The organism is Bacteroidales bacterium MB20-C3-3 (genome assembly GCA_035609245.1).
In the GTDB taxonomy this organism is placed as follows: domain Bacteria; phylum Bacteroidota; class Bacteroidia; order Bacteroidales; family UBA932; genus Bact-08.
The window spans coordinates 1155997-1181670 of the sequence record CP141202.1; the positions used below are offsets into that span (position 1 = coordinate 1155997).

The following is a 25674-nucleotide window of genomic DNA, read 5'->3' on the forward strand; positions in this document are numbered from 1 at the left end:
TTTTAATTGATTATTTCGTGAATTTCACCGCTTTACTTTCATTGTAGAGGCGATCCAGTGCAGAGATATAGTAATCATATAATCCGCTCTCCTGAATCTTCAAACTTCTCTCACCTGTCAGTGCTATAATTGCCTTGCTGTTATTAAAATCAGGTGTAGCACCCTTTTCAAATTTATATATCAGGTAATAATAAGCCCTTTCAGAGTTACATTCCTCAAGAGGAGCATCCCCTGCAGGAAGAGGATCTCCGCTCCACTCAAGATAGGGCGCCCCCGATTTCACAACAATTTTTGCCTCTGCAGGAGGTGAAGGAGGAGTTGTTTCAAAACCTCTCAGAGAGGGGATAATGGAAGGATTGGTATAGAGCCCTTCAAGTACAGAATTAATACCAACCACATTCTTCTTCATATCCTTTGCACTGAAATAGCAGACCCCCTGGTATTCCGTAATACCCCTGAGCATCTCTGCCTGCTTTTTAATCTCATCCGCAGATCTCCATGCCTCAATTTTTGCTGCAGGGTCCAGTCTGTATGTACCCAGTCCTCCATATACCGGAGTACCGGCTGAGTTATCCCTCCACCACTCTGCAAGTATTTTGAAATCGGCAGCAGGATAACCAATGTTGAAATAGAGCTGTGGCAAAATATAATCAAGCCACCCCTCCTCCATCCATTTAAGAATGTCTGCGTGCAGGTGGTCGTAGTTTGTATATCCAAAACTTCTGGTATCAGATCCTCTTGGATCCTCTGCCTTATTTCTCCAAACAGCGTATGGGCTAATCCCAAACTTCACAAAGGGCTTGACTGATTTTATTGTGTCTCTTAACATTTTTACAACCAAATCTACATTCTCCCTTCTCCATGCCATTTTATCCTCCCTCTTGAACCCTCTGTTATGTTTTGCAAAGGAGGATTCATCAGAAAAATCATTATTTGGGTAGAAATAGTCATCAAAATGGATTCCGTCAAGGTCGTATCTTGTAACCAAATCTTTGATAACTTTTGTAAGAAACTCTCTGGTCTCCGGATAGGCGGGGTCAAAATATAGTTTGTTGCCATGCTTTACAAAGAGGTGTGGCTTTTTTCTGTAAATATGATCAGGTGACATATCCTTGATATTATTTACATTCTGGCTCACTCTGTAAGGATTTAACCAGGTGTGCAACTCCATCCCTCTTTTATGAGCCTCTTCAATTGCAAATGCAAGAGGATCGTAAAAAGGGGCCGGAGCTCTCTTCTGATCACCTGTCAGATAAATTGACCATGGTTCAAGCTCTGATTTATAGAACGCATCTGCGGTTGGTCTTATCTGAAGAACAACAGCATTAAAATTCAAACTCTTATAAAGATCAAGCATCTGAATTAACTCTCTCTTCTGCTGGTCAGTTGAGAGGTTTGGAGATGATGGCCAGTCAATGTTATTAACTGTGGCTATCCACACTCCTCTCCACTCTCTTTTTCCGTCATGTTGAGCCTTTGCTTCAACAGAGTTTATTATTGAAATTGTTACAAATAATAAAACCGATAACAATTTGACAATCTGCTTTTTAAATAATATCATTATTATATGGGGTTAGTTAATCCTTACAAAGATATTATATTTGTGCAAAATATTAAGAAGAATGATAGTAGATTCACTTAAAGGATTTGAAAGATATACCTCCCTGCATCCGCTGTTTGACAAGGCATTCAAATATATAGGGAGAACAGACCTGCTCTCAATGGAGCCCGGTGAATATGAAATAGAGGGGCGTGATATCTATTGTAAAATTTGGGAGGGAGAGTGCAAAGACAACGAAATTCCAAAGCTTGAGGTTCACGATACATATATTGACATTCACATAGTCCTGAAAGGCACAGAGACCATAGGAACAAGAGACAGGAGCAGATGCCAGGGAGACAACATCCCATATGATCAGACAAATGATGTGGCATTTCTTGAAGAGGAGCCGGAAAATTTTGTAAGTCTTGGAGAGAGTAATCTGGCTGTAATTTTTACTCATGATGCACATGCACCGCTCATAGGAAATGGCTTTCTTAAAAAAGCTGTCATCAAAATAAGAATGTAGGTGGAAAAAGTGATGCCACTATTCAGTGAGGGGAGAAGATATAACTCATTTGTGGGTTATTTCAGGGAGAGGTACGGAACAAGATTACAAAAAATTGTTGTTGACGCAGGCTTCACATGCCCAAACAGGGACGGAAGTGCCGGGATGGGCGGATGCACATATTGTGATAATGATGCCTTCCATCCATCCTACTCAACACCTGACAAGCCGATAATTCAGCAAATAGAGGAGGGTATAGCCTTTCACAAAAACAGATACAGAAGGGCTGCAGGATATCTTGCATATTTTCAGCCCTACTCTAATACATATGCACCTCTAGAGATACTGAAAAAGAGATATTACGAGGCTCTCTCTCATCCTGAAGTTAGAGGAGTGGTGCTGGGAACCAGACCGGACTGCATTGACAGCGAAAAACTGGACTGGCTGGCAGAGCTGGCCAGAGAAAAAGTTGTTATTGTTGAGTATGGCGTTGAGTCAGTTTACGACACAACTCTAAAGCGTATAAACAGGGGTCACGACTACGCCACAACACTTCAAGCCATAGAGGAGACAGCTAAAAGAGGGATTGACCAGGGTGCCCATTTTATATTCGGGCTACCTGGTGAGTCTAAGGAGCAGATGATTGCAATGGCTGCCGAAATCAACAAAATGGCTGTAAATTCAGTTAAATTTCATCAGTTGCAGATTGTAAAAGGAACCTATATGGAGCAAGAATTCGCAGAGAGTCCTCAGGACTTTGTCCAATTTTCCCTTGAAGAGTATATTGATTTCTTTATAGATTTTCTTGAGCTGCTCAGACCTGATATTCACATAGAGAGATTTGCCGGAGAGGTTCCGCCCAAATTTGTCAACAATATGCCATGGGGAACAATCAGGTATACTGAGATTCACAGATTAATGGAGAAGAGGCTTAGCGAACGGGACACCTGGCAGTCCCGTCGCTACAACCCATAAAATATTAATCCTCAAGCATAGGTTTTGTGGAGATTTTCTCTCCTGTTGCCTCTATCATCCACCTCTGCGGAGCCACGCTGCCAATAGAGTATATTCTCATAACCTCTTTCGCCCACTCTTTTCCATGGTAGAATTTTTCCAGCTGATACTCTATAATATGACCAAGCGGATAGTTTGCCAGATAGAGTGGCGTGTTTATCATATGAGAGTATATTCCTAGAAGCGGCAAATCCTCTCCCCCCAATACAGGCTTATAGTATCTATTCCAGATATCTTTTGATATACGGACTACAGCATCTTTGAGCATCTTTGCGTCTGCATCAGGATTTGCGTACATCCACTTCCACACATTTATGTCAACAAGTGCAACTCCCATTATTTCATAAGACCCCCAGAAGATATCAAGTTCGGTCATCTTAGCCTGCTCAGGATCTGTGTTTGAGTAGCCCAAAAGCTGTAAATCTCTTTTCTGGAATACAAATGCATTAGCCTCTGTAAAGGCAGTGTTTGGGACACCATTAAGCATATAGTAATCAACATCCCTCAGGCTTATTGTCTGCTCTACATTATGCCCCAGCTCGTGAACTGCAATATTGAACCCTTTATAGTCCATACCCCCTTTGGAAAGCCTTGTCCTCAGCCTTGCCATATCCTCTTTTGATGAGGCTCCCCAGGCGTGTCCCGAGCCTCTGGCTGCCTCAACAACAATGGCCCCTCCAAGCTCATCGGCCTTATCTGAAGGGAATCCGAATCTCTTTAGCATGGCAGGTATTGCTTTATCAAATGCCTCTGCATCCGGGAAAAGTGCTCTGGTTTTTGCTGAAAGGGCCTCCTCTGAGATGGAACTTCTTGATTTAAATCCATCATACCAAATATCAAACGGCTCCAGAGGCCTTCCAAGCCTTTGGCTAATCATATCAGCAACTTTTGATACTTTAGGAGAGCTTATATATTCAGTAAACATCTGTTCAATATCATCAACTTTAATCTGCATTGCTCCGTCAAAAGCCCTGCTTATTGCATCCGGGTATGCAAAAGAATATTTATCAACCTTCTGCTGTGCACGGAACTGGTTAAGTAAAACCTGATATCTTCTCTCTCCCTCAGGCTCTGCATCAGCCTGTTTTCCATCAATAATAATACTGTTTGAATATGGCTTCCAGTCATAGCGAGTACTGTTTATCACATCTTTGGGAATTGTCTGCTCAACTATATGAAGCATTACCCTGAGTATCATCCTCTGCTTCTCCAGATTATCAGGAACATTTGCATAATTTGATTTAATCTCGTCTCTCAGATTCCAGTGGCTGAGCAGGACCATATCCTCCGGAAAAAGCTTTCTGCCATCTTCAGTAACCAAATGCCCCATCATGATATTATAGCCTGCAATATAACTCTCGGCCTCAGCCTCAGCATCGGCAACCATCTGTTTAACAGCAGCAGGCGGGTCAGGTGTGAAGACATCACCCATTCTTGCATATGCCCACTCAAGCCTGCTCCAGTTTTCACCCATCTCCTCTTTCTCGTTAAGGGTGAAGAACGGAAAATTAAGTATTGTTATAAATGCTATTCTATTGTTGTACAAATCTTCTGAAAGGTGACTTGACGGGTCGTAAGCTCCAAAAATATAATCCGGAGTAGTTAGTGTATCACCGTCAAGATGCATTGGCTTTTTTAACTCAACGCTCATTTTGTTGTAACCTCCCCATATTGCCTCAAATGCTACAGAAAGTTTGTTAAACAACTCCTTCCGCTTCTCCGGTGTTGCTGCATAACCGGAAACACAAAACTCTGCAAACTCTTCCGGCGTCCCAAACTTTGATCTCCACTGCTGCGCAACCTGAGTTACACCGGCTCTGAGTAAAGCTGTATCAGATATCGCAGGGTTGTCATTTAAGATTCTGGTAATAACGCTCTCAGTAACGCCAGGTTGAATATTGGAACTCTCCATAATATCACTTTTCTCTTTGAAGTTTGTGCATGATGCCGCCAAAGCAGCGACCAACGCAATAAATAGTGCAAATCTGTTTTTCATAACCGTTTAGTTTGACCCCTAATATAACCATTTTTTATTTATCTTTGCCGATTATAACAACATCAGCCATGCAATCACTATCAAACAGATTCATCCCTGAAGGGCTTACCTTTGACGACGTTCTCCTTATTCCTGCACGCAGTGAAGTTTTACCCAGAGAGGTAGACCTCTCTACTATGTTCTCAAGGAACATTAAAATCAGTGCTCCGGTGGTCTCTGCTGCAATGGATACCGTTACAGAGGCGGCTCTTGCAATTGAGATAGCCCGTGAGGGGGGAATTGGTGTTATTCACAAGAATATGCCCATAGAGGCTCAGATGGAGCATGTAAGGAAGGTGAAGAGGGCAGAGAACGGAATGATATATGACCCCATCACAATTCTAAAGGACTCTACTGTTGGGGGAGCAATCCAGATAATGAAGGAGAATGGAATTGGCGGAATTCCTGTTGTAGATGAAAATCATAAACTTATAGGTATTGTTACTAACAGAGACCTGAGGTTTATTGATAACATGAAGACTCCCATTGAGGAAATAATGACCAAAGAGAATCTTATTACAGCACCAAAAGGGACAGATCTTCAGCAGGCATCTGCAATTCTGAAAAGATATAAAATAGAGAAATTGCCTGTAGTTGATAATAACGGCAAATTAATAGGTCTGCTTACTTACAAGGATATAACTAAGATTAAAGATAATCCCCAGGCCAGCAAAGATGAAAAGGGGCGCCTCCTGGTGGCTGCAGCTGTTGGCGTTGGTTCAGACACACTGCTTAAAATTGAAAAGCTGGTTTCAGTGGGTACCGATGCAGTTGTGATAGACACAGCTCACGGACACTCGGTAAATGTTCTTAAAACAATTAAAAGTGCCAAGGATGCCTTTCCGGGACTTGAAATAATAGCAGGGAATATTGCAACGGCAGAGGCAGCCAAAGCACTCGCAGAGTGTGGTGTAGACGGAGTTAAGGTTGGTATTGGCCCCGGTTCAATTTGTACAACAAGAGTTGTGGCAGGAGTGGGTGTTCCTCAGCTTACAGCAATTATGCTGGCTGCAGAGGCACTAAAGGGCACAGGCATTCCGATTATTGCAGATGGTGGAATCAGGTATTCAGGAGATATTGTAAAGGCACTGGCAGCCGGAGCCTCCACAATTATGGCAGGGTCTTTGTTTGCAGGAGTAGATGAGTCTCCGGGTGAGACAATTATTTTAAACGGAAGGAAGTTTAAAGCATACAGAGGGATGGGATCACTTGAAGCTATGCAGCAGGGTTCAAAAGACAGATATTTCCAGGATATGGAGGATGATATTAAGAAACTTGTTCCTGAAGGTATTGTTGCTCAGGTTCCTTACAAAGGCACCCTGAGTGAAGTTATTTACCAGATGCTTGGGGGGCTGAGAGCCGGAATGGGTTATTGCGGAGCCAGAAATCTCCAGGAACTTACTAAGGCAAGCTTCATAAGGGTAACCGCTGCAGGTGTAATTGAAAATCACCCTCACGATGTAACCATCACAAGAGAGTCTCCAAACTACAGCAGGTAATTAAATTTAAAAATGAGGAGAATTTTAGTTTTTATTCTTACGGCAATTTTGGCAATATCATGCAAATATCTTGAGCTTAATTCAGGAGATACTGTTGTTGCAGAGGTTAACGGGAAAAAACTATATGAATCAGAGGTACGCTCGCTTGTCCCTGCAGGAACTCCCGCGGCAGACAGTCTTGAAATGCTTAAACAGTATGTTAACAGATGGGCTCTTAAGCACCTCCTGTTAAAGAAGGCTGAAGATGAACTCTCAAAGGAGGAGATTGATGTTGAACAGGAGATTGAGGACTACAGATCATCTCTTCTCATGTACAGATTTGAGAAGAATTTTATAGATCAAAGGCTGGATACACTTATTACAGAACAAGAGTGCAGAGACTATTACGAAAAAAACTCTCTCCATTTTACCTTAACTACCCCTGCTGTAAAGGCAAGATTTGCTAAAATTTCAAACAGCTCACCCAATCTTGAGAATCTTAGAAAGGGTTACAAAGCACAGTCCATAGAGGATATTGAGGAGTTCGAGCGGATTTGCTACAGCTCTGCCGAGAAATATGGCAACTTTAACAACCAGTGGATTGACCTCTCCATGGTGGCAAGAGAAGTCCCTTATGACACTCAAATGCTTGAAAAAGAGATTAAAGCCGGCAATTCTACTGAAATTAAGGACTCGTTATATACATATCTTATCTATTACAGCGATAAAATATTCCAGGGAGAGGTTGCACCATTTGAGTACTACCTTCCTGAAATAAAAGAGATAATCCTGAGTAAAAGAAAACAACAGCTTGTTTCTGACCTTGAAAAGAATCTTATTAGGGAGGCAATAGACAAGAATCATCTTAAAACAAATTTTAACAACCAAGGAAAATGAGAAAAGCAATTAATGCTATACTGATATTTGCTTTCATGGCAATCTCGGCAAACAGCTATTCACAAAAATACAATAACGGACTGGTTGACAAGACAGTTGCAATAATCGGCAACGATATGATACAGCTATCCACTATTGAGGCCGAGGTACAAATGATGATGGTTCAGGGAATTACATCTGACCATAACATCAGATGCGAAATCCTTGAAGATTTGCTGAAAAACAAGCTTCTTCTTACTCAGGCCAGACTGGACAGTATCATTGTAAGTCCTGAAAATGTTGAAGCAGAGCTTGGCAACAGAATACAACAAGTACTGACTCAGCTTGGAGGTGAAAAAGCCCTGGAAGAGTATTTCAAAAAGCCACTATTCAAACTCAGACAAGAGTGGAGAGAGGCTATCCATGAGCAGTTGCTTACACAAGAGATGCAGAGGAAGGTGGCACAAGGTGCTCCAGAACTCACTCCATCTGATGTTCAGGCATTTTATGACAGAACTCCAAAAGACTCACTTCCAATAATTTCAACCCAGTACCAGATAAAACAGATTGTTCTCTATCCAAACAAAGAGGCTGCTGTAATGGCTGTAAAAGAGAGACTGCTGGAATTTCGTGAAAGAGTAATGAAGGGGGAGAAATTCTCAAATCTTGCAACTATATATTCCCAGGATCCGGGAAGTGCCATAAAGGGAGGAGAGCTTAGAATGGCCTCCAAACAGCTTTACTGGCCGGCTTTTTCAGATGCTGCAATGGCACTTAAACCAGGCCAGGTATCACAAATTGTTGAGACTCCGGATGGTTTTCACCTTATTCAGCTTATTGAAAAAGAGGGCGATATGTTCAATGCAAGACACATCCTTCTTAAGCCGCTTTATACCACAGATGACAGAACAAAAGCTTTTGCAAAACTTGACAGTATTAAGACAAAAATTATTGCTGACAGTATAAATTTTGAAACAGCTGCTCTCAGATTCTCTCAGGACCCTAAGACATATATAAACGGCGGTCTGATGGCAGAAGAGATGTCAGGATCGGCACTTTTTGAGAAAGACCTCCTTAAACCTGAAGACTATGCAGTAATTAAGGATATGAAAGTAGGCGAAATTTCAGATCCTTTTGAATCTACAGATAACGAAGGCAGGAGCGGAAATACAGTTTACAAGATTATTAAGCTTGAGAAGATAGTCCCATCTCACATTGCATCATTTAAGGATGATTTTAACATTCTTCTCAGCGAGGCAAAGAATCAGGCAGCATCAAAAGAGATAGAGGATTTTATCAAAAAGAGACAAGAGAGTACTTTTATAAGAATTGACTCTATGTTTACCGGTTGTCCGTTTAAAAGAGAGGGCTGGATAAAATAATGTTTTTTAATTTACTGGCTGTAGCTGCAACTGCTCTTATTGTGCAGACGACACCGGCGGATACAACATCGGCCGGAAGGAAACTGGTCAGACTAATCAGCGCCGAGTCGGCTCAGCTAATTGTAAGAGATAGCGTCACATACAGAAAAGTAACCGGTCCCGCTCAGTTTCTACACAATGACACATACATATTATGCGATTCTGCAATCTGGAATGTTGAGCAGAATGTTGTTGATGCAATGGGTAATGTTCAGGTTATTCAAAATGAGACTATTCTTTACAGTGACAAAATCAACTATTTGGCAGACAGCTCTCTTGCAAAGGTAAGAGGCAATCTGGTTCAGCTTGTTGATAAAGAGAACAACAGACTTAGGACACATTTTCTTGACTTTCACACTAAGGATAGTATTGCTGTTTTCTTTCAGGGGGGCAGTATGATGAATAAGGATGGAGGAGTTATTGAGAGTCTTGAGGGGATATATGAATCCAAAATCAAGAAATTCCGATTTCTCAAAAATGTTGAGATGAAGTCAGATTCAACCTTACTTAAAGCCGACTCTCTGGCATATTTTTCAGAACTTAACAAGGCTCTGTTTCTGGGTCTCACACATGTCTGGCAAGACACTGTATACCTCAGGGCAAACAGCGGATGGTATGAGAGAGATACGGAAAAGTATCTTTTTTCTGACAAGGCATATGTACTAACGAAGAAACAAGAGGTTTGGGCTGATCAGATTTTCTATGACAAAAAAACAGGCAAGGCAGATCTGGTAAAGGAGATACAGATTGTAGACACTTCCCAGAAGGTAATTTTCTTTGCAGATAAAGGGAACTATATAAAGGAGCCACTACAGGCTACTCTGTACGAAAAACCCTCCATGGCCTACTACTCTCTTAGCGAAGAGCAGTCAGATACTCTGTTCCTCTCGGCTGACACTCTTAAATACTATACAAGAGCCCTTGGAGATCTTGACTCCTCATTTGTAGCAGATGCTAAAGAGAGATATAAGTTATCTAAAAAAGATCCTCTCCAGACTTTAATTAACAATGTAAAAAAGGAGGGTGAAGGCGATAAAGGCATCAAACCTCCTCAGCTTGCTCCTCCGCCACCCCGGAACACTCCGGTTACAAGCACACCCATAAAAGACAGTCTGTTAGCGCCTAAAGATTCTCTGATTGTTGTAAAAGATTCTCTGATTGTTGTAAAAGACTCACTTCTGGTTTTAAACGATAGCATTGCAATATCCTCACCACCTCAAAAAGACACTACCACTATCAGGTTTACGCTCGCATACAATAATGTAAAAATTTTCAGAGGTGTGATGCAGGCAAAATCCGACTCTCTTACTTTCAATTCAATTGACTCAATTGCCAGATTATACACACTGCCTGTTATGTGGAATGAGGGTAGTCAGTTTACTGCAGACAGCATACAGTTTGTTCTCTCGGGGAACAAATTATCTAAAGCAGAGCTTATGTCTAATGCATACTATATCTCAAGGGAGGATTCGCTGTACTATAATCAGATAAAGAGTACAGATATGATAGGTTTTTTCAGGGACAATAAACTAACACGCTTTGACGCGCTTGGAGGCGCCTCTTTGCTCTTTTTCCTGGCTGAAGATAGTGTTACTACAATGATGAATGAAAAAGAGTGCAAATTTCTTAGTGCAACAATTGATAGCGCAAAACTCTCAAAAGTCAAATATTTTGATGGTATTAAAAGTGATATTTTTCCGATAGTATCAATTGAACAGGGTAAAGACAGACTAAAAGGATTTACATGGAGAGAGAGTGAAAAGCCTCTCACCAGATTTGATGTTTGTAACAGGAAATTAAGGCCTTCTGAAGGAGAAGCTGCCCTTTCTGTTGAGAAGCCACTTTTTCCCAATACCCGGAGATTCTTTCCTAAAGCAAAACAGGCCGGAAAAACCGACCTGTCTAAGAATAAATCATCTGAGGATAAAAAGGTCCTACCAGATATTCAAAGGTAGACCATGCATCTTCTTTCTTGCCTGCTCTTTAACCTCATCAATAACCTGTGTATTTTCGTGGTTTGACAGAACTTTGTCAACCAGCTCAACAATAAAAGGCATATCTTTTTCTACCAGACCCCTTGATGTAATTGCAGGAGTTCCTACTCTTATCCCTGAAGTCTGGAATGGAGAGCGACTGTCAAATGGAACCATATTCTTATTAACAGTAATATCTGCAGTTACCAGAACCTTCTCTGCAACCTTACCTGTCAGATCAGGGAATTTGCTTCTAAGGTCAATTAACATAAGATGGTTGTCGGTTCCTCCGGAGACTACTTTATACCCTTTATCAATAAAGGCGGCTGCCATCGCAGCAGCATTTTTCTTTACCTGAAGCTGATAGTTTTTGAATTCCGGCTGCAGGGCTTCAAAGAAAGAGACAGCCTTTGCAGCTATACAATGCTCAAGCGGACCTCCCTGAATGCCAGGGAATACACTTGAATTCAGTACAGCTGACATCATTTTAGTCTCCCCTTTAGGAGTCTTTATCCCAAACGGGTTCTCAAAATCTTTGCCAATCAGAATAATTCCACCTCTTGGACCTCTTAGAGTCTTATGAGTTGTAGATGTAACTATATGAGCATATTTTACCGGATTTTCAAGCAGACCTGCTGCTATAAGACCTGCAGGATGAGCCATATCTACCATAAATATTGCACCAATCTTGTCAGCAATTGCTCTCATTCTGGCCCAGTCCCACTCTCTTGAATAGGCAGAGGCACCACCCACAATTAGTTTTGGCTTAAACTCCAGGGCCTTCCTCTCCATATCATCGTAGTCAACCATTCCTGTCTCTTCGCTTAGCTGATAGGCAATGGCGTTATACCACATTCCTGACATATTCACGGGAGATCCGTGAGTAAGGTGACCTCCGTGAGCAAGATCCAATCCCATAAATGTGTCACCCGGCTTCAGACATGCCATAAAAACAGCCATATTCGCCTGGGCACCTGAGTGCGGCTGCACATTAGCGTACTCAGCACCAAAGAGTTGACACAATCTATCAATTGCAAGTTGTTCAACTTGGTCAACAACCTCACATCCACCATAATATCTAGCACCGGGATAACCCTCCGCATATTTATTTGTAAGAACAGAGCCCAAAGCAGAAAGAACTTGTGGAGTTACAAAATTCTCAGAAGCAATCAGCTCAATACCGTGCAACTGACGATTCTCCTCTTTCTTTATCAATTCGGAAATTTGAAGATCTTGTTTCATTTTGTTATAATTTGCTTATAAAATGCCATTGAAATAGTCTTCAAAGTTACAAAAAAAATCCTCTTAAATACTTTTTATTTACTTTTTTAGAGTAATTACAACTACTCCATTCTTACCCTTTTCGCCATAAATCCTGGTAGCAGCATCTCCTTTCAATACATTAACTGACGAGATAGTTTTAGGATCTACTTTATCAAGTTTATCTTTTTCCATGGCAATTCCATCTACCACATACAATGGCATTGAATCTGAATCAGACATTTTAACAACAACCTTCTCAACAATTTTCACATCCTCTTCTCCCCTCTTTTCTGAGTATTTAGTTGTAATTACAATAACTCCATCTTTATCCTTGGCTTTATCTCCATACTCCTCCAAAGCCTTCTCTCCCTTATAAACTCTCACCTCTTTCAAATCTTTATGGTCTATCTCCTTAATAACTTTGGCATCTTTTTCAATTCCGTCAACAAACACAATAACATTTTCTTTGTTTGAGACAGAATCTCTGTTGTAAACAAATACTTTTATATTTTTCTTCCCTTTCAATGTATCAACCTCGTCAATATTAACTTTCTCATTTACCTTATTGACAACAATGGTTGTAGTTTTGGTTCTTGCTGTATCTTTTTGAATAAAATCAGTAACTTTGAGTTCATATACAGGAGCAAGAACATCAGATACCTCTTCAGTTGCAAATGCAACCACAGCAAACATAGACAATGGCAGCAGGAACAAAGCCTTCAGAGCTGCACTCTTTTGAGATTTTTTCTTTGAAATCATGGTAATTCTGTTTTTAAGTTTACTTTGATTGAAGCTGTTGGCCATAGTGTAGAGCCTGTCGCCAACAGCTTTTTTAATTAATAATAATTGATATTTTTTTGCATCGATGCCATTATTAATGACCGCTTCGTCGGCCTGATACTCGTGAATATTCTGAAGCTCCCTTTTTAGCAAATAAGCCACCGGATTGAACCAGTAGATAATCTTTACAATCTCTGCTACAATAAGATCTATTGAATGACGGTTATAAATATGAGCCTGTTCGTGTAAAATTATCTCATCTCCGCTCTCCGTAAAATCCTTTCTTGAAATCACAATATATTTCATCCAGGAAAAGGGAGCCCTGTTTTTATTATGAATAATTAATGTAACTCCCCCCTCCAGAGAACTCCGCTGAGCCTCTGTGTCTTTGAGCATATTAATCATCTTAATAAGAGATGCTATAGTTCTTGTAAAAGCGATAACTACTCCAAAAATGTATATCAGCAAAAGCCATATAAGAAAAGAGTTAGTGTTTGACTGGGACTCTCCCCCTGTTTCTGAATTTGCCATCTCCAGAAGAGCTCCGATATTTAATGCAATTCCGGAATAGGGCGTATCTTTTTCAATTGAGATATTAACCAATGGCAAAAGAAGAGCTAAAAACAACATCACAACAATTACAATTCTGTTGAATCTGTATAGAGTCTCTCTGCTAAGGGCAGCTGAAAAAAAAGGTAGAATAGTGCCAGACAAAGAGAGGATTTAAGTATATAAACAAATATATCTCCCATAAACTATTTATCTGTTTTGGATTTTTCCACTTTTTCAATAAGTCTCTTAAGGTCATCCAGAGATACCTCTTCCTCCTCAATAAGAGATGAAACAACTCCCAGGTAAGAGTTTTTAAAATATTTGTTTACAACCCTGTTCAGAGCGCCTCTTTTATACGCTTCTCTGGATATTGCAGCATAGTACTGATATGTACTTCCAAAAGATTTATGAGATATAAAACCCTTCTCCTCCAATCCTCTAACTATGGTGGAAAGAGTGTTAAAATGTGGCTTAGGCTCTGTATACAACTCAAGAAGCTCCCTGACAAACAACTCTCCCCGCTCCCAAAAATGGTTCATTATCTCCTCCTCTTTTGCAGTTAGTCTTTCTGCAATCATTTTACCTTTTGCTGTTTTCATAATACTCTCCATTTAAAAACCACACAAATATAACTATACTTTTTAGTTATACAACTATTTTTGCTAGTTACACAACTAGTATTTGCAGTTATTTGTAAAAATTAGTATTGAACTGATGTTATGATGATCATTGGACTATTATAAAATTAAACGCTATCCTATTAATTATCTGACGTTTTCCACATATGAATTATGATTTAATTCTAAGAATTAACGATCGAATTCACCAGAAAAGCTAAAATCCGGAGCGCTATAACGCTCGGATTATCTAAGTACAAGCACTAAACCTGACGTTTGAAGTATAAGATCAAAGTGGAAGTCCGGGTTATTTCCCGCTCATTTCTCAAGCTCTTTACGGGCTTGTGGCGCACGGGAATATCCCGGGCTGCAAGAAGAACTTGTGCCGAATGGCTAAAACTGCGAAGCACCTTATAACCCTGGCTGAAGGCAATGAATTGCCAGAAGGCGGGCGAGGGTTTGACAGGGGTATTCGCTTATTTAACAGATGGTTAGATTATTAGAAATTGGTTTTTTAAAAAGTTTTTCAAAAAGCAATTTGCAATTGCTAGATTTATAAGCACATATACGAATATCCCTGTCAACCCGAGCCGGGCGTGAGGCTTGGCGGATACCCGCCCGCCCGGCCTGAGTTGGCCATTCGGCAGATGATTTTTGCGAAACCCGTGCGGCTGTAACTTTCTATTTGACTTCGCGTTAACACTTAACCCCGCGGATCATCAGCGGGGTTAAGTGTTAACTTGAAGATAAACTGCGAGTTATAGCGGTACGGGTATATAGTTTACTACCGGTCTTTGACGTGGGAAACTTTAGGTTTGAGTGGGATATTCGTTTATATAACAGATAGGTAGGTGATTAGGAATCGGATTTTTGAAAAGTTTTTAAAAACGTGATTTGTAATTATTTGTCCTATAAGCATATAAACGAAAATCCCTGTCAACCCAAACCTTCCCAAAAATGCATTATGATATTATTCCTATAATTTACGAACGAATTCACCTGAAAATCTAAAACCCGCAGAGCTGTAACGCGTTGATTATCTTATTACAGGAACTTAACATGACAGATGACATCTCAGGTCAAAGTGGTTTTTAGTGATTTATTGAGAGTTACTGCGGTACGGATACATGGTTTAAAATTATTAATAATATGTGCTTATCTGTATCAGCTAAGGAAAACATTGGCTCCCGAAAAGGGAGGGGACCCATCGAAGATGGGGAGGATTTTCCGTGCTGATACAGATAAGCACATTGTTTATATATGTTTATATATAGTTTGAAAATAATAAAAAAAGGCTAACCAATAATGGTCAGCCTCTTCAATAGCATTAATAAATTAAGTCAGGAATTAGTTCTCAACAATAACAACTCTGTTAAGTGCAGGTTTTCCAAATGGCTCATCTTTGTCACCTTTTGCAATAACCTCCAGCTGGCTTGGATTAACACCAAACTTATTCACAAGAACATCGTAAACTCTGTTGGCACGCTTCTCACTTAGAGTCTGATTGATTCTTGCATTTCCGGTTGCTTTATCGGCAGAGCCCTGAACTTTAAATTTCTTGCCTGATTTCTTAATCATATCAGCAGCATATCCTAAGTTGATAATATCCTTATCAGTCAAATCAGCTTTGTTAATTTGGAAGAATACAGCAAGAGGAGAGATTATGTACTCCGGTTCAGGTTGAACAACAACTGCCTTCCTGGCCTTTTCAGCTGCAAGTTCGTCCGCAATGCGTTTTGCATTAGCATCCTTGTCTGCAAGTTGCCTCTCAAGAGCAGCAATACGATTATTGTAAGGAGTATAATCTGCAGGCTCAACTTTTACATAGCGCTCAAATCCTCTTTTTGCAAATTTATAAGTGATTCCGATACTTGCAGTACTCATACCTTCCCATCTACTTCCTCTAACGATTCCGTCAAAAGCATCATTAACAAACAAATGTCTAAGTTCAAAATTGAGGTCAACAGCGTCAGAAACGCGGAATTTATTGATAAGACCTACTGTAATACCAAGTTCGTTGCTTACTTTGTTTGCTGAATTCCAGCTATCTATATTAGAGGCTCTTGCCCAGCCAAAACCGGCAAAAGGAACAAAATCCCAAGTTCTGTCAGCTCTGTATCCACCGATTGAATTTGAGAGGTTCCAGAGAAGATCTCCGTGAAGGTTCATGACGTTGAATTTTTCAATAGCATATCCATTTGTCAGTGCTCCGGCCGGTACAAACGCGTTATCACCAGGGAAAAGGAAAACTTTACCCTTAGCTCTCAGACCAGCATACTGAAGACGAAGACCCATTGAAGGAGTAATCCACTTACCAAGTGAGAGGTCAAGAGCCGGAGTTAATCTCTCCTGAAGCTCCATTTTGTTGTCATACTCCCCAAAGTAGAGATTTAAACCACCACCTGCAGAGACAAACCAGTTATCCCAGAAGCCATTAGTGATAAATGGTCCTCTTTTGCTTTCCTGTTGGGCAAATGCCGAAACAGCAAATACTAATAAAACCAATGTAAAAAATGTTTTTTTCATAGTAATTGAATTTTTAATTTATGTCCAGTTTAATCAAATTTGAGTTAAAATCAGAGTATACCTAAAACACAAAACTACATAAAGTGTTCATATCTTGTGCAAAAATAGTAAAATAATACACAACCGGGCACTAATTTAATAAAAAAAGGGCTGCTTTGCAAGCAGCCCACAAATTATTATCGATAAGAATATTACTCCTCACCAACTATTTCAACTTTGATATTTGCCTTAATGTCCTTGTAGATCTTAACAACTGCATCGTAAATACCAATCTCCTTAATGTTTGATTCACCTGTTATGGTAATGCTTCTGCGGTCAATTTCAAATCCCTGAGCTGCAAGTGCCTCTCCAACTTGAATATTGTTAACTGATCCAAAAATCTTGCCGGTAGAACTAACCTTGGTAGCAAGTTTTACCTGTATACCCTCAAGTTTAGCGGCCAAAGCAACTCCGTCCTCGCGAAGTTTTGCCTCTTTGTGAGCTCTTTGTCTTAAGTTTTCTGCATGTACCTTTTTTGCCGAAGGCGTAGCCATTATTGCAAAGCCTTGGGGAATCAGATAATTTGAGGCATATCCGTTGCGAACCACTACAATATCGTCCTTGTGGCCCAGATTCGGAACATCTTGTTTAAGTATTATCTCCATTATTTATATCTCCTTAGCTTATTTCAATAAATCTGTTACATATGGAAGCAGAGCAAGGTGTCTTGCGCGTTTAACTGCTTGTGAAACTTTCTTCTGGAATTTCAGAGAGGTTCCGGTAAGACGGCGAGGTAGTATTTTACCCTGCTCATTCAGAAATCTCTTGAGGAACTCTGCGTCCTTATAGTCTACATACTTAATACCGGCCTTTTTAAAACGGCAGTATTTTTTCTTCTTAACCTCTACTGTAGGAGGGTTCAGGTAGCGAATTTCGTTGTTTGCTGGATTTGCCATGATCTCTCCTCCTTAGTTTTTAGATTCTGATTTGTTAGCTCTTCTTCTCTCTGAATATGCAATTGAGTGCTTGTCAAGTGCAAAAGTGAGGAAGCGGATGATTCTCTCATCCCTTCTGTACTGAATTTCCAGTTTGGCAATAAATGTTGGGTCTGCCTTAAATTCTATCAAATGATAAAAACCTGTAGTTTTTTTCTGGATTGGGTAAGCCAGTTTCTTAAGGCCCCAGTCCTCTTCATGCACAATCTCACCGCCATTATCAACGATGAAATCATGATACTTCTTTACCGCTTCCTTTATCTGAACATCAGATAAAACGGGAGTTGAAATGAAAACGGTTTCGTAATGATTCATACTCTTTGTTTATAAATTATTATTTAAAAAAATGGGCTGCAAATATATGTATTATTTTGCAGCCCACCAACTATTTTTTCAAATGGCTATTTTTTCACCGGTGCCTTTTCCAGCACCTTAACAACATAATTCCACCACTTCTCAACGGTTTCAATGTTTACCCTCTCATCAGGCGAGTGTGGAGAGCGAATAGTAGGTCCGCATGATATCATATCCCAATTTGAATATATACCTCCCAGAATACCGCACTCCAATCCTGCATGAATAGCCTTAACCTCCGGCTCTCTTCCGTACAAGTCTGTGTAAACCACCTTCATTGTGCTTAAAATGTCTGAGTTCATGTTTGGTTTCCATCCGGGATAACCACCTGTAAACTCTACCTCTGCGCCTGCAAGTTTAAATACAGAGCCTAACGACTGAGCAAGAATCTCTTTTGCCGAGTCAACTGAACTTCTCATTAGGCATTTGATCTGAATCTTACCATTCTCTGATTTTACTATCGCCAGGTTATTTGAAGTTTCAACAAGACCCGGCATGGCATCACTCATTCTCTCAACTCCGTTTGGACATCCGTAAACAGCTAATACGGCCTTCAAAGCAGTATCAGCATCAATTACCTCCGCAGGAAGATCTGCTCTCTCCAGTACAATATTCAGATTAGGTTCGTGAGCAGATAATTCTGATTTTATCTCGGCAAGATGTCTTGCAACAAGATCCTTTGCACCCTTCTCGTTTGAAGCAGCAATTGCAAGGTGAGCAAATGCCTCCCTTGGAATAGCGTTTCTCAGACTTCCGCCTTCAATAGAGGAGACTCTTGCACCAAACTCTTCAATCAATGGCAGCAACAATCTTACTATTGTCTTGTTTGCATTTCCCCTGCCCAGAACAATATCCATTCCTGAGTGGCCACCCTTGAGGCCAGTAACAGAAAGCTTGTATCCGGTAAGGCCTTCAGGAGTCTTTTCAGTTTTATATGTAAAGGTTGCGGTTGCATCCAATCCGCCTGCACATCCAACATAAAGCTCACCCTCATCTTCAGAGTCAAGATTAATCAGGATGTCTCCTTTGATTATACCCGGCTGAAGCATTCTTGCACCAGTCATTCCTGTCTCCTCATCAACTGTAAAAAGAGCCTCAACAGGGCCGTGAACAAGATCTTTTGACTCAAGAACTGCCATAGCAACGGCTAAGCCCAAACCATTATCTGCTCCCAAAGTAGTTCCGGTAGCATATACCCATCCGTCTACAATTCTTGGTTGTATAGGATCCTTCTCAAAATCGTGAACCTTATCACTGTTTTTTTGAGGAACCATGTCAATGTGAGCCTGAAGGATTATGCCCTTCCTGTTCTCCATCCCGGGTGTGGCCGGTTTCCTTATTATAATGTTACCGATGCCATCCTTAATTGTTTCAAGACCCAGGTCTTTTCCAAATTTCTCAAGAAAAAGTATAGCCCTCTCCTCTTTTTTTGATGGTCTTGGAATTTGAGTAAGTGAGTAAAAGTGTTTCCAGACACTTTTTGGATTCAATTCTGAAATATTCATATCAAATATATTTATAAATTATTTTTTAACTTTTTTATTTACCAAATGCTACATCAATAGGGAATGAGAGTACTTTTCCAAACTGATATACAGGGACACGGGTTTGTAAAAGATTATTCTGTCCGGATGATACCTTAGCAATCATAATCTCCGGTACTCTGTAAAGAACCCTGCCCTTTTCTGCAGTCAGATCCATATTAAATGAGGGAGCAGGCTGACCATTCTCCTTAAGAAGTTCAATTATTACAGGGCTTCCTGCTACATTATCTGCAGGCAACAGACCCTGATTATCTGAAATTCTAAAGGCTACATATATCTGTCTTGCACTCTCTCTTGATGGAACAACATCAAAACTTGCTCTTTGTTTATCAAATACACTTTTACCTGTAAAAAGACTCATATACTCAGACTCAAGTCTATTCATCTCGTCTATGGCTGCCTTTAAAGCCTCTCCGCTAAAAGTAGCATCTGTCTCCCCTGTTATAATCTCCATCCTTTTAGCCCTAAGTCTGAAAATTGAATTTGCAATCTCCTCTGCGCGCTTTTCCACACTTTTTTCAACTATCTGATTCTGCTGAACAGGAACCCTTTCCATCCCTGTCTCTGTCCTGACGGTTTTATATAAAGTAGTACTTACATTGGTAAGATTGGAAGTTGCCATCTCCATGTTAAAAACACCTGAATTTACCTGTGCAGGGAATCGTGCATAATCTTTTCTCCCGGCTCCCGAATCTGACCATATAACAAGACCCTGGCTCATCATCTCAAGAAAGTTTGCGGTTGCACGAGATGTGTTGCCAAGATTAAGGGCAATGTTAGTTGATCGGTCTGCCTCAATATAGGAGCTTAGCTCCACGGTAGAAAGAGTATAAAAATCACCGCTGTTTTCCCTTACCTGAATCCCAAGGTATTTCTGAGCGTATTTTGCATACGGGCCGGCCACAAATGTTTCACGAACAGCCTCTGCCGTAATTTTAAAAGATGTGGAAGGGAGAGAATATACTATTGCACCCTTAGGTACGGCTTCACCCCGAGATAAAATCTGAGCACCTGCTGTTATATTTAACAAAAGGGCAAAAAGGGCAAGCAAAGGTTTTAATTTATTTTTCATTCTATAAAAATTATTACAATTTTAAATTAGCACAGTTAACAAAGTTATCCATTTTTTACTATTTTTGCGAACCTGTGAGCAAATTTTTAACTAAAACTATATATTCACTATGTTTAAAAACCATCCAAAAGGACTACTTGCAGCTGCCCTGACAAATATGGGAGAGCGCTTCGGTTTCTACATTATGATGGCAATCCTCACTTTGTTCATCTCTTCTAAATTCGGTTTGTCAGAAACCACCACCGGATATATATATTCGGCATTTTATGCCTCAATATATGTATTGGCACTGGTAGGGGGTCTTATAGCAGACAGAACTCAGAATTACAAAAGAACAATTCTGTGGGGTCTTGTTCTGATGGCAGTAGGTTACTTTATTATTGCAATTCCTACTCCAACACCTGTTCCAAGTCTTCCTCTTTACCTGGGTTTGACTTGCCTGGGACTTCTTGTTATTGCATTTGGTAATGGTCTTTTCAAAGGCAACCTGCAGGCTATTGTAGGTCAGATGTATGACAAAAAAGAGTACAAAGAGAGAATTGCTAAACAATTTGGAGTTGACGAAAACGGCAAGCCAAAGAGAGATATGAGAGATGCCGGATACCAGCTTTTCTACATGTTCATCAACATAGGAGGTTTCTTTGCTCCATTTATTGCAATTGCAGTAAGAAACTGGTGGCTGAAACACAATGGATTTGACTACAATGCTCAACTTCCGGAACTTGCTCACCAGTACATTGGCAACCAGGCATCAATGAGCGCAGAGCAACTTAACAATCTTACCACTTACGCATCGCAGGTTACATTGGACGGGACTCCGGTTGCAGACTTGACTACTTTCAGTAATCAGTACCTGGATGTATTTAACAGGGGATTCCATTATGCCTTTATTGCAACTATAGTTGCGATATTTATCTCCTTTATCATATACATGGTTAACAAAAACCAGTTCCCTGACCCTGCAGCTACAAAAGGGAAGAGCAAGGACAGCAAAAACATCTCAAAAGAGGAGATTACAATGGCTGCTTCAGAAATCAGACAAAGAATTTATGCTCTGTTTGCTGTGTTTGGAGTTGTTATATTTTTCTGGTTCTCTTTCCACCAGAATGGCTACTCTCTTACCTACTTTGCAAGAGACTACATCAATCTGGATGTTATCAATATTGATTTGGGCTTTACCTCCATAAAGGGGGCCGAGATATTCCAGGCTGTTAATCCGTTCTTTGTAGTTCTTCTCACTCCAATTATTATGTGGTTCTTTGGAACTATGAGGAGAAAAGGAAACGAACCTTCTACTCCAAAGAAAATTGCTATAGGTATGGGTATTGCTGCTATTGCATATATTTTCCTGCTGGTTGTTTCTATGGCACTTCCTGATAAATCAGCACTCTCATCTATGGCTTCCGGAGATCTGGATATGATGAAACTTACCCCTTGGGTGATGATTGGAATGTATTTTATCCTTACTGTTGCTGAATTATTCATCTCTCCACTTGGGCTCTCATTTGTATCAAAAGTGGCCCCTCCTCACCTTCAGGGTTTAATGCAGGGAGCTTGGCTTGCAGCTACAGCTATAGGTAACTTGTTGTTATTTATTGGTGGTCTTCTCTATACACTTGTTCCTCTATGGGCTTGCTGGATGGTATTTGCAGTTGCTTGCGCACTGTCAATGCTGGTAATGCTCTCAATGGTTAAATGGTTGGAGAGGGTCGCTAAATAAACTTTTCAACTTATGAATATAAAAGCCCGGTTTAGCCCGGGCTTTTTTTATATTTGCACCTCGTAAATATATGGAAGAGATAAAACTTATAGCCTTTGATGCCGATGATACTCTGTGGATGAATGAGTATCACTACAGAAATGCGGAGATCCGTTTCTGTGAAATGATGAAGAGATTTACTGATGAGGAGAGAGCAAATAGTTTACTGTTAAAGAGAGAAAAGATGAACCTTCCTCTTCTGGGGTATGGCTCAAAACCTTTTATAATCTCTCTTATAGAAACAGGAATAGAGATAAGCAATGGAACAATAAGCAACAAAGAGATACTGGAACTTATTGAGATAGGGAAAGAGACTATAGGAAAACCCATTGAGCTACTGCCTGAGGTCGAAGAGGTCCTCTCTCAACTCTCTCATAAATATCCTCTTATACTGGCAACAAAAGGTGATCTTAAAGAACAGGAGTCAAAAATCGAGAGGTCCGGCATTGATAAATATTTCTCTTCCATTGAAATCATGAGTGAGAAAAACAGAGAGAGTTACATAAAAATTGTAAAAAAACACTCAGTGCAGCCGGAGAACTTTCTGATGGTTGGAAACTCCTTTAAGTCCGATATACTTCCGGTGCTTGAAATAGGCGGAAGTGCCATTTATATACCATCAGACATTATCTGGGCACACGAAGTTACAGAGGAGATTGAGCATCCAAGACTTAAAAAGGCACCCAGGCTCTCACTTAATCTATTTGAATAAAATCGAGAAACTAATTAACATTAACATGATACCATTCAGACAAAACAGAAGTTACCGGAGGTTCTTCCAGAGTGAGGAGATATCTGAGGAGCAATTAAAGATGATGGTAGAGGCAGCAAGGCTGTCTCCATCATCAAGGAATATCCAGCCTATCAAATTTTATATTTGTAATGACCAGGAGAAAAACTCAGAAATTTTTCCAAATCTGGGCTGGGCCGGGTATCTTAAAGATTGGGAGGGACCTGTTGAGGGAGAGAGACCATCTGCTTATATTATCCTTCTTCATGACACCTCTGTTGCTCCTGCATATTCATGTGATAATGGCATATTTGCTCAAAGCATTTTGCTTCAGGCTGTAGAGCTTGGATTTGGAGGCTGTATGATTGCAACATTTAAAAAGCAGGAATTAACAAACCTCCTCAGACTTCCCGGCTATCTTACACCTATACTGGTAATAGCGCTTGGAAAGCCTAAAGAGGTTGTTGTAATTGACGATGTTAAGGCAGGAGATATCAAATACTGGAGAGATGCAGAGGGTGTCCATCATGTACCCAAAAGATCTCTTGATGAGCTAATATATACTCCTGAATTTTAAATATTAACTGTCAGTTGTAAAAAGAGAAATCTCCCAATTGAGTTCATTCCTGACGAGTCAACATATCTTTTGTTAAATAGATTTGTTGCACCTGCACTGAGAACAAGGTGACTTCCCAATCCTCTCCACACTTTAGCATCAACGAAGTCCAGTGCAGGAATATTATTTACTCCCCTCTCATCATCCGGGAGGTTAAGAGAGTTCATATACTGGCTGCTCATATGGCGATACATAATGTTAATATTCAAGTATCTGTTCCTCCATGTTAACGCTCCGTTAACCATGTGCTCCGGGGTATATGTGAGATACTTTCCGGTAATATCTGTATTACCGGCTTGCTCATTTACACTGTACTCAACAATTTTTGAATGAGTGTATGTATAGTTAGCAGATAAATCCAACCCGGCAACAGGCGAGTAGTTAACATCGGCCTCACCACCCATAATCTCAACTTTTCCCACATTCTGCATACTCATCAGAGGTCTGTTTTTGTTACCTATCCTTATAGTCTGACCTGTATTGACTGCATAGTGAAAATCAGTACCCAAAGAGTAGTAGAGAGATGGAGAGATATGAAGTCCATCCGCAAGTTTAAAGTCACCTCCAGCCTCGTATGTATTTATAAATTCAGGTCTTAATGATGTATTTGCAAGAATGACTCCGCCGCTTATTGAGCCTGTTCTTGTCATGTCTTCGAGGGAGCCCGGTCTGAATCCCCTTGAGGCCGATGCATATACCCGGCTTCCCCCTCCCATCAGCCACCTTGCGGCAAGTTTTGGGCTGATAGAGTTCCAGACTGAATTGTCTAGATCTCCGGTGTATGGTTTCAGAAAGTTAGTGATTGATGTTCCTCCTTCAATCCGGAAACCTCCTTCACTAATCCATACTCTCTCCCCTCTGAGTGATGGCAGGATAAGCAATCTCCCATCTGCCAGAGATATTTCATCCTGAATAAAAAGAGCCAGAGAATTACTTTTGCCTCTGTTTATAACTCTGTCGGTTGAAGTTCTGTATACATCCCTTCCATCTACAGCACCTCCCTTGAACTCCAGTCCTGCAGAAAAGGTATTGTTTTTTAATCCCGAATAGCTGTATGATGCCCAGGCCCCATAGTCACTTCTGTCTACAATAACATCATATATATCTGATCCTTTCCATTTTATCTCTGAATAATCTTCAGTTGAAATATAACCTGTTACATTAAATGAAGAATTTCCTGCAGAGCTGCTCCATGATAATTTATAGTTTCTGTTTACATAGTGGTTATAACCATCTACTATACCATTTGATGCATACATCCTCTCTCCCTTTCCCCTGAGTGCATCTGTATAGTTGAACTCTGCCTTTATAACACCAACCTTTTTATTACCATACCCAAGTATTATTCCTCCATTTTTTTCATCCAGAGACATATTAATTGTAGCAGAATCGATTTCGGTTGTGGGATTGTAACCATCACTTTTTCTCAAAAATCCGCTCACGCCTGCAAAAAAACCACCCTTTCCGTATGAGGAGAAGGCCCTTGTCCCAATTGTGTTGAATGAACCATAATCAGTCTGAATATTTGCTCTGAGACCATCGTTAATATCCCTTGTGATATAATTCACCGAGCCACCCATTGCATTGCCTCCAAAAATATTTGAGTTAGGCCCTTTCACAACTTCAACACTCTGTAAAAGAGACTGATTTATCATCCCAAAATTTGCACTGCCAGTTGAGAGTTTGTTGATAGGAACCCCATCAATAAGAATTAATGTTCTTGCCTGTTCCTTACCAACACCTCTTGCAGAGACAGATGAATGTTTATCGAATATTCCCATATTCCTGGTTACAACAATTCCTGAAACACCTTTAAGAATATCATCCGCATTAAGTACAGGGGCAGATTTAATGCTCTGGATGGGAATATTTGAGATTCTCACAGGAGTCTGCAGTATCTCTCTTCCTGTCTTTGTTGCACTTACAACAACATCTTTAAGGTTATAAATTTTTGCTGTGTCGCCCTCCTGAGCATTAATATGCGTAAGAGGGCCTGCCATAAAAAGCAGGGCTAATCCTAAAAATCTGAATTTCATAAATAT

At 40.3% G+C, this 25674-nt stretch carries 21 protein-coding genes; 9 read left to right on the forward strand and 12 right to left on the reverse strand.

What is annotated here, in order from left to right:
* Window positions 1-10: 10 nt before the first annotated feature.
* On the reverse strand, window positions 11-1561 hold the full coding sequence (locus tag U5907_05230) for a family 10 glycosylhydrolase (protein ID WRQ34040.1): 1551 nt from the start codon (window positions 1559-1561) through the stop codon (window positions 11-13).
* Window positions 1562-1622: 61 nt separating this feature from the next.
* Here U5907_05230 and U5907_05235 point away from each other — a divergent pair, with 61 nt between their 5' ends.
* Both U5907_05235 and U5907_05240 read left to right on the forward strand, forming a co-directional pair.
* Complete coding sequence (locus U5907_05235; GenBank protein ID WRQ34041.1) at window positions 1623-2069, forward strand: YhcH/YjgK/YiaL family protein; 447 nt, start codon at window positions 1623-1625, stop codon at window positions 2067-2069.
* Window positions 2070-3023 carry a TIGR01212 family radical SAM protein gene (locus U5907_05240; GenBank protein ID WRQ34042.1) on the forward strand — a complete coding sequence of 318 codons (954 nt, stop codon included), beginning with the start codon at window positions 2070-2072 and terminating at the stop codon, window positions 3021-3023.
* Between the two features lie 4 nt (window positions 3024-3027).
* Here the strand turns inward: U5907_05240 and U5907_05245 are convergent, their stop codons facing one another.
* The gene (locus U5907_05245) at window positions 3028-5058 is read right to left on the reverse strand and encodes a hypothetical protein (GenBank protein WRQ34043.1); all 2031 of its coding nucleotides are present in this window, start codon (window positions 5056-5058) and stop codon (window positions 3028-3030) included.
* A gap of 68 nt (window positions 5059-5126) precedes the next feature.
* Between U5907_05245 and guaB the strand changes: the two genes are divergently transcribed.
* From guaB to U5907_05265, 4 genes are read left to right on the forward strand one after another with little or no spacing between them, the layout of a single operon-like run.
* Window positions 5127-6596 carry an IMP dehydrogenase gene (gene guaB, locus U5907_05250; GenBank protein ID WRQ34044.1) on the forward strand — a complete coding sequence of 490 codons (1470 nt, stop codon included), beginning with the start codon at window positions 5127-5129 and terminating at the stop codon, window positions 6594-6596.
* 12 nt (window positions 6597-6608) lie between these two features.
* Window positions 6609-7472, forward strand: coding sequence for a hypothetical protein (locus U5907_05255; protein ID WRQ34045.1), 864 nt, complete (start codon window positions 6609-6611; stop codon window positions 7470-7472).
* Window positions 7469-8833 (forward strand): peptidylprolyl isomerase, encoded by a 1365-nt coding sequence (locus tag U5907_05260; GenBank protein ID WRQ34046.1) that lies wholly within the window; start codon window positions 7469-7471, stop codon window positions 8831-8833. The genes U5907_05255 and U5907_05260 overlap by 4 nt, the downstream gene beginning before the upstream one ends.
* The gene (locus U5907_05265; GenBank protein WRQ34047.1) at window positions 8833-10827 is read left to right on the forward strand and encodes an OstA-like protein; all 1995 of its coding nucleotides are present in this window, start codon (window positions 8833-8835) and stop codon (window positions 10825-10827) included. The genes U5907_05260 and U5907_05265 overlap by 1 nt, the downstream gene beginning before the upstream one ends.
* Here the strand turns inward: U5907_05265 and glyA are convergent.
* The 9 genes from glyA to U5907_05310 all read right to left on the reverse strand — a co-directional run bounded on the left by glyA (window position 10807) and on the right by U5907_05310 (window position 20527).
* Window positions 10807-12087 (reverse strand): serine hydroxymethyltransferase, encoded by a 1281-nt coding sequence (glyA, locus tag U5907_05270; protein ID WRQ34048.1) that lies wholly within the window; start codon window positions 12085-12087, stop codon window positions 10807-10809. The genes U5907_05265 and glyA overlap by 21 nt on opposite strands.
* 78 nt (window positions 12088-12165) lie before the next feature.
* The gene (locus tag U5907_05275; protein WRQ34049.1) at window positions 12166-13602 is read right to left on the reverse strand and encodes a M56 family metallopeptidase; all 1437 of its coding nucleotides are present in this window, start codon (window positions 13600-13602) and stop codon (window positions 12166-12168) included.
* 41 nt (window positions 13603-13643) lie between these two features.
* On the reverse strand, window positions 13644-14039 hold the full coding sequence (locus U5907_05280; protein ID WRQ34050.1) for a BlaI/MecI/CopY family transcriptional regulator: 396 nt from the start codon (window positions 14037-14039) through the stop codon (window positions 13644-13646).
* A gap of 1365 nt (window positions 14040-15404) precedes the next feature.
* The gene (locus U5907_05285; protein ID WRQ34051.1) at window positions 15405-16583 is read right to left on the reverse strand and encodes an OmpA family protein; all 1179 of its coding nucleotides are present in this window, start codon (window positions 16581-16583) and stop codon (window positions 15405-15407) included.
* 191 nt (window positions 16584-16774) lie between these two features.
* Window positions 16775-17227 carry a 50S ribosomal protein L9 gene (gene rplI, locus U5907_05290; GenBank protein WRQ34052.1) on the reverse strand — a complete coding sequence of 151 codons (453 nt, stop codon included), beginning with the start codon at window positions 17225-17227 and terminating at the stop codon, window positions 16775-16777.
* A gap of 18 nt (window positions 17228-17245) precedes the next feature.
* Complete coding sequence (gene rpsR, locus U5907_05295; protein WRQ34053.1) at window positions 17246-17518, reverse strand: 30S ribosomal protein S18; 273 nt, start codon at window positions 17516-17518, stop codon at window positions 17246-17248.
* Between the two features lie 12 nt (window positions 17519-17530).
* Entirely contained in the window at window positions 17531-17872 is a 342-nt protein-coding gene (gene rpsF, locus U5907_05300) for a 30S ribosomal protein S6 (protein ID WRQ34054.1), read from the reverse strand.
* 86 nt (window positions 17873-17958) lie between these two features.
* Entirely contained in the window at window positions 17959-19416 is a 1458-nt protein-coding gene (locus U5907_05305) for an aminoacyl-histidine dipeptidase (protein ID WRQ34055.1), read from the reverse strand.
* A 34-nt stretch (window positions 19417-19450) separates the two neighbouring features.
* The gene (locus U5907_05310; GenBank protein ID WRQ34056.1) at window positions 19451-20527 is read right to left on the reverse strand and encodes a DUF4831 family protein; all 1077 of its coding nucleotides are present in this window, start codon (window positions 20525-20527) and stop codon (window positions 19451-19453) included.
* Window positions 20528-20636: 109 nt separating this feature from the next.
* Here U5907_05310 and U5907_05315 point away from each other — a divergent pair, with 109 nt between their 5' ends.
* The 3 genes from U5907_05315 to U5907_05325 all read left to right on the forward strand — a co-directional run bounded on the left by U5907_05315 (window position 20637) and on the right by U5907_05325 (window position 23593).
* Complete coding sequence (locus tag U5907_05315) at window positions 20637-22247, forward strand: peptide MFS transporter (GenBank protein ID WRQ34057.1); 1611 nt, start codon at window positions 20637-20639, stop codon at window positions 22245-22247.
* Window positions 22248-22317: 70 nt separating this feature from the next.
* Window positions 22318-22998: an HAD family hydrolase gene (locus U5907_05320; protein ID WRQ34058.1), complete on the forward strand. Its 681-nt coding sequence runs from the start codon at window positions 22318-22320 to the stop codon at window positions 22996-22998.
* 25 nt (window positions 22999-23023) lie between these two features.
* Window positions 23024-23593, forward strand: coding sequence for a nitroreductase family protein (locus U5907_05325; GenBank protein ID WRQ34059.1), 570 nt, complete (start codon window positions 23024-23026; stop codon window positions 23591-23593).
* On the opposite strand, the gene U5907_05330 is transcribed toward U5907_05325, so the two are convergent.
* Window positions 23590-25668, reverse strand: coding sequence for a TonB-dependent receptor (locus U5907_05330; GenBank protein WRQ34060.1), 2079 nt, complete (start codon window positions 25666-25668; stop codon window positions 23590-23592). The two genes, U5907_05325 and U5907_05330, sit on opposite strands and share 4 nt — an antisense overlap.
* Between the last annotated feature and the right edge of the window lie 6 nt (window positions 25669-25674).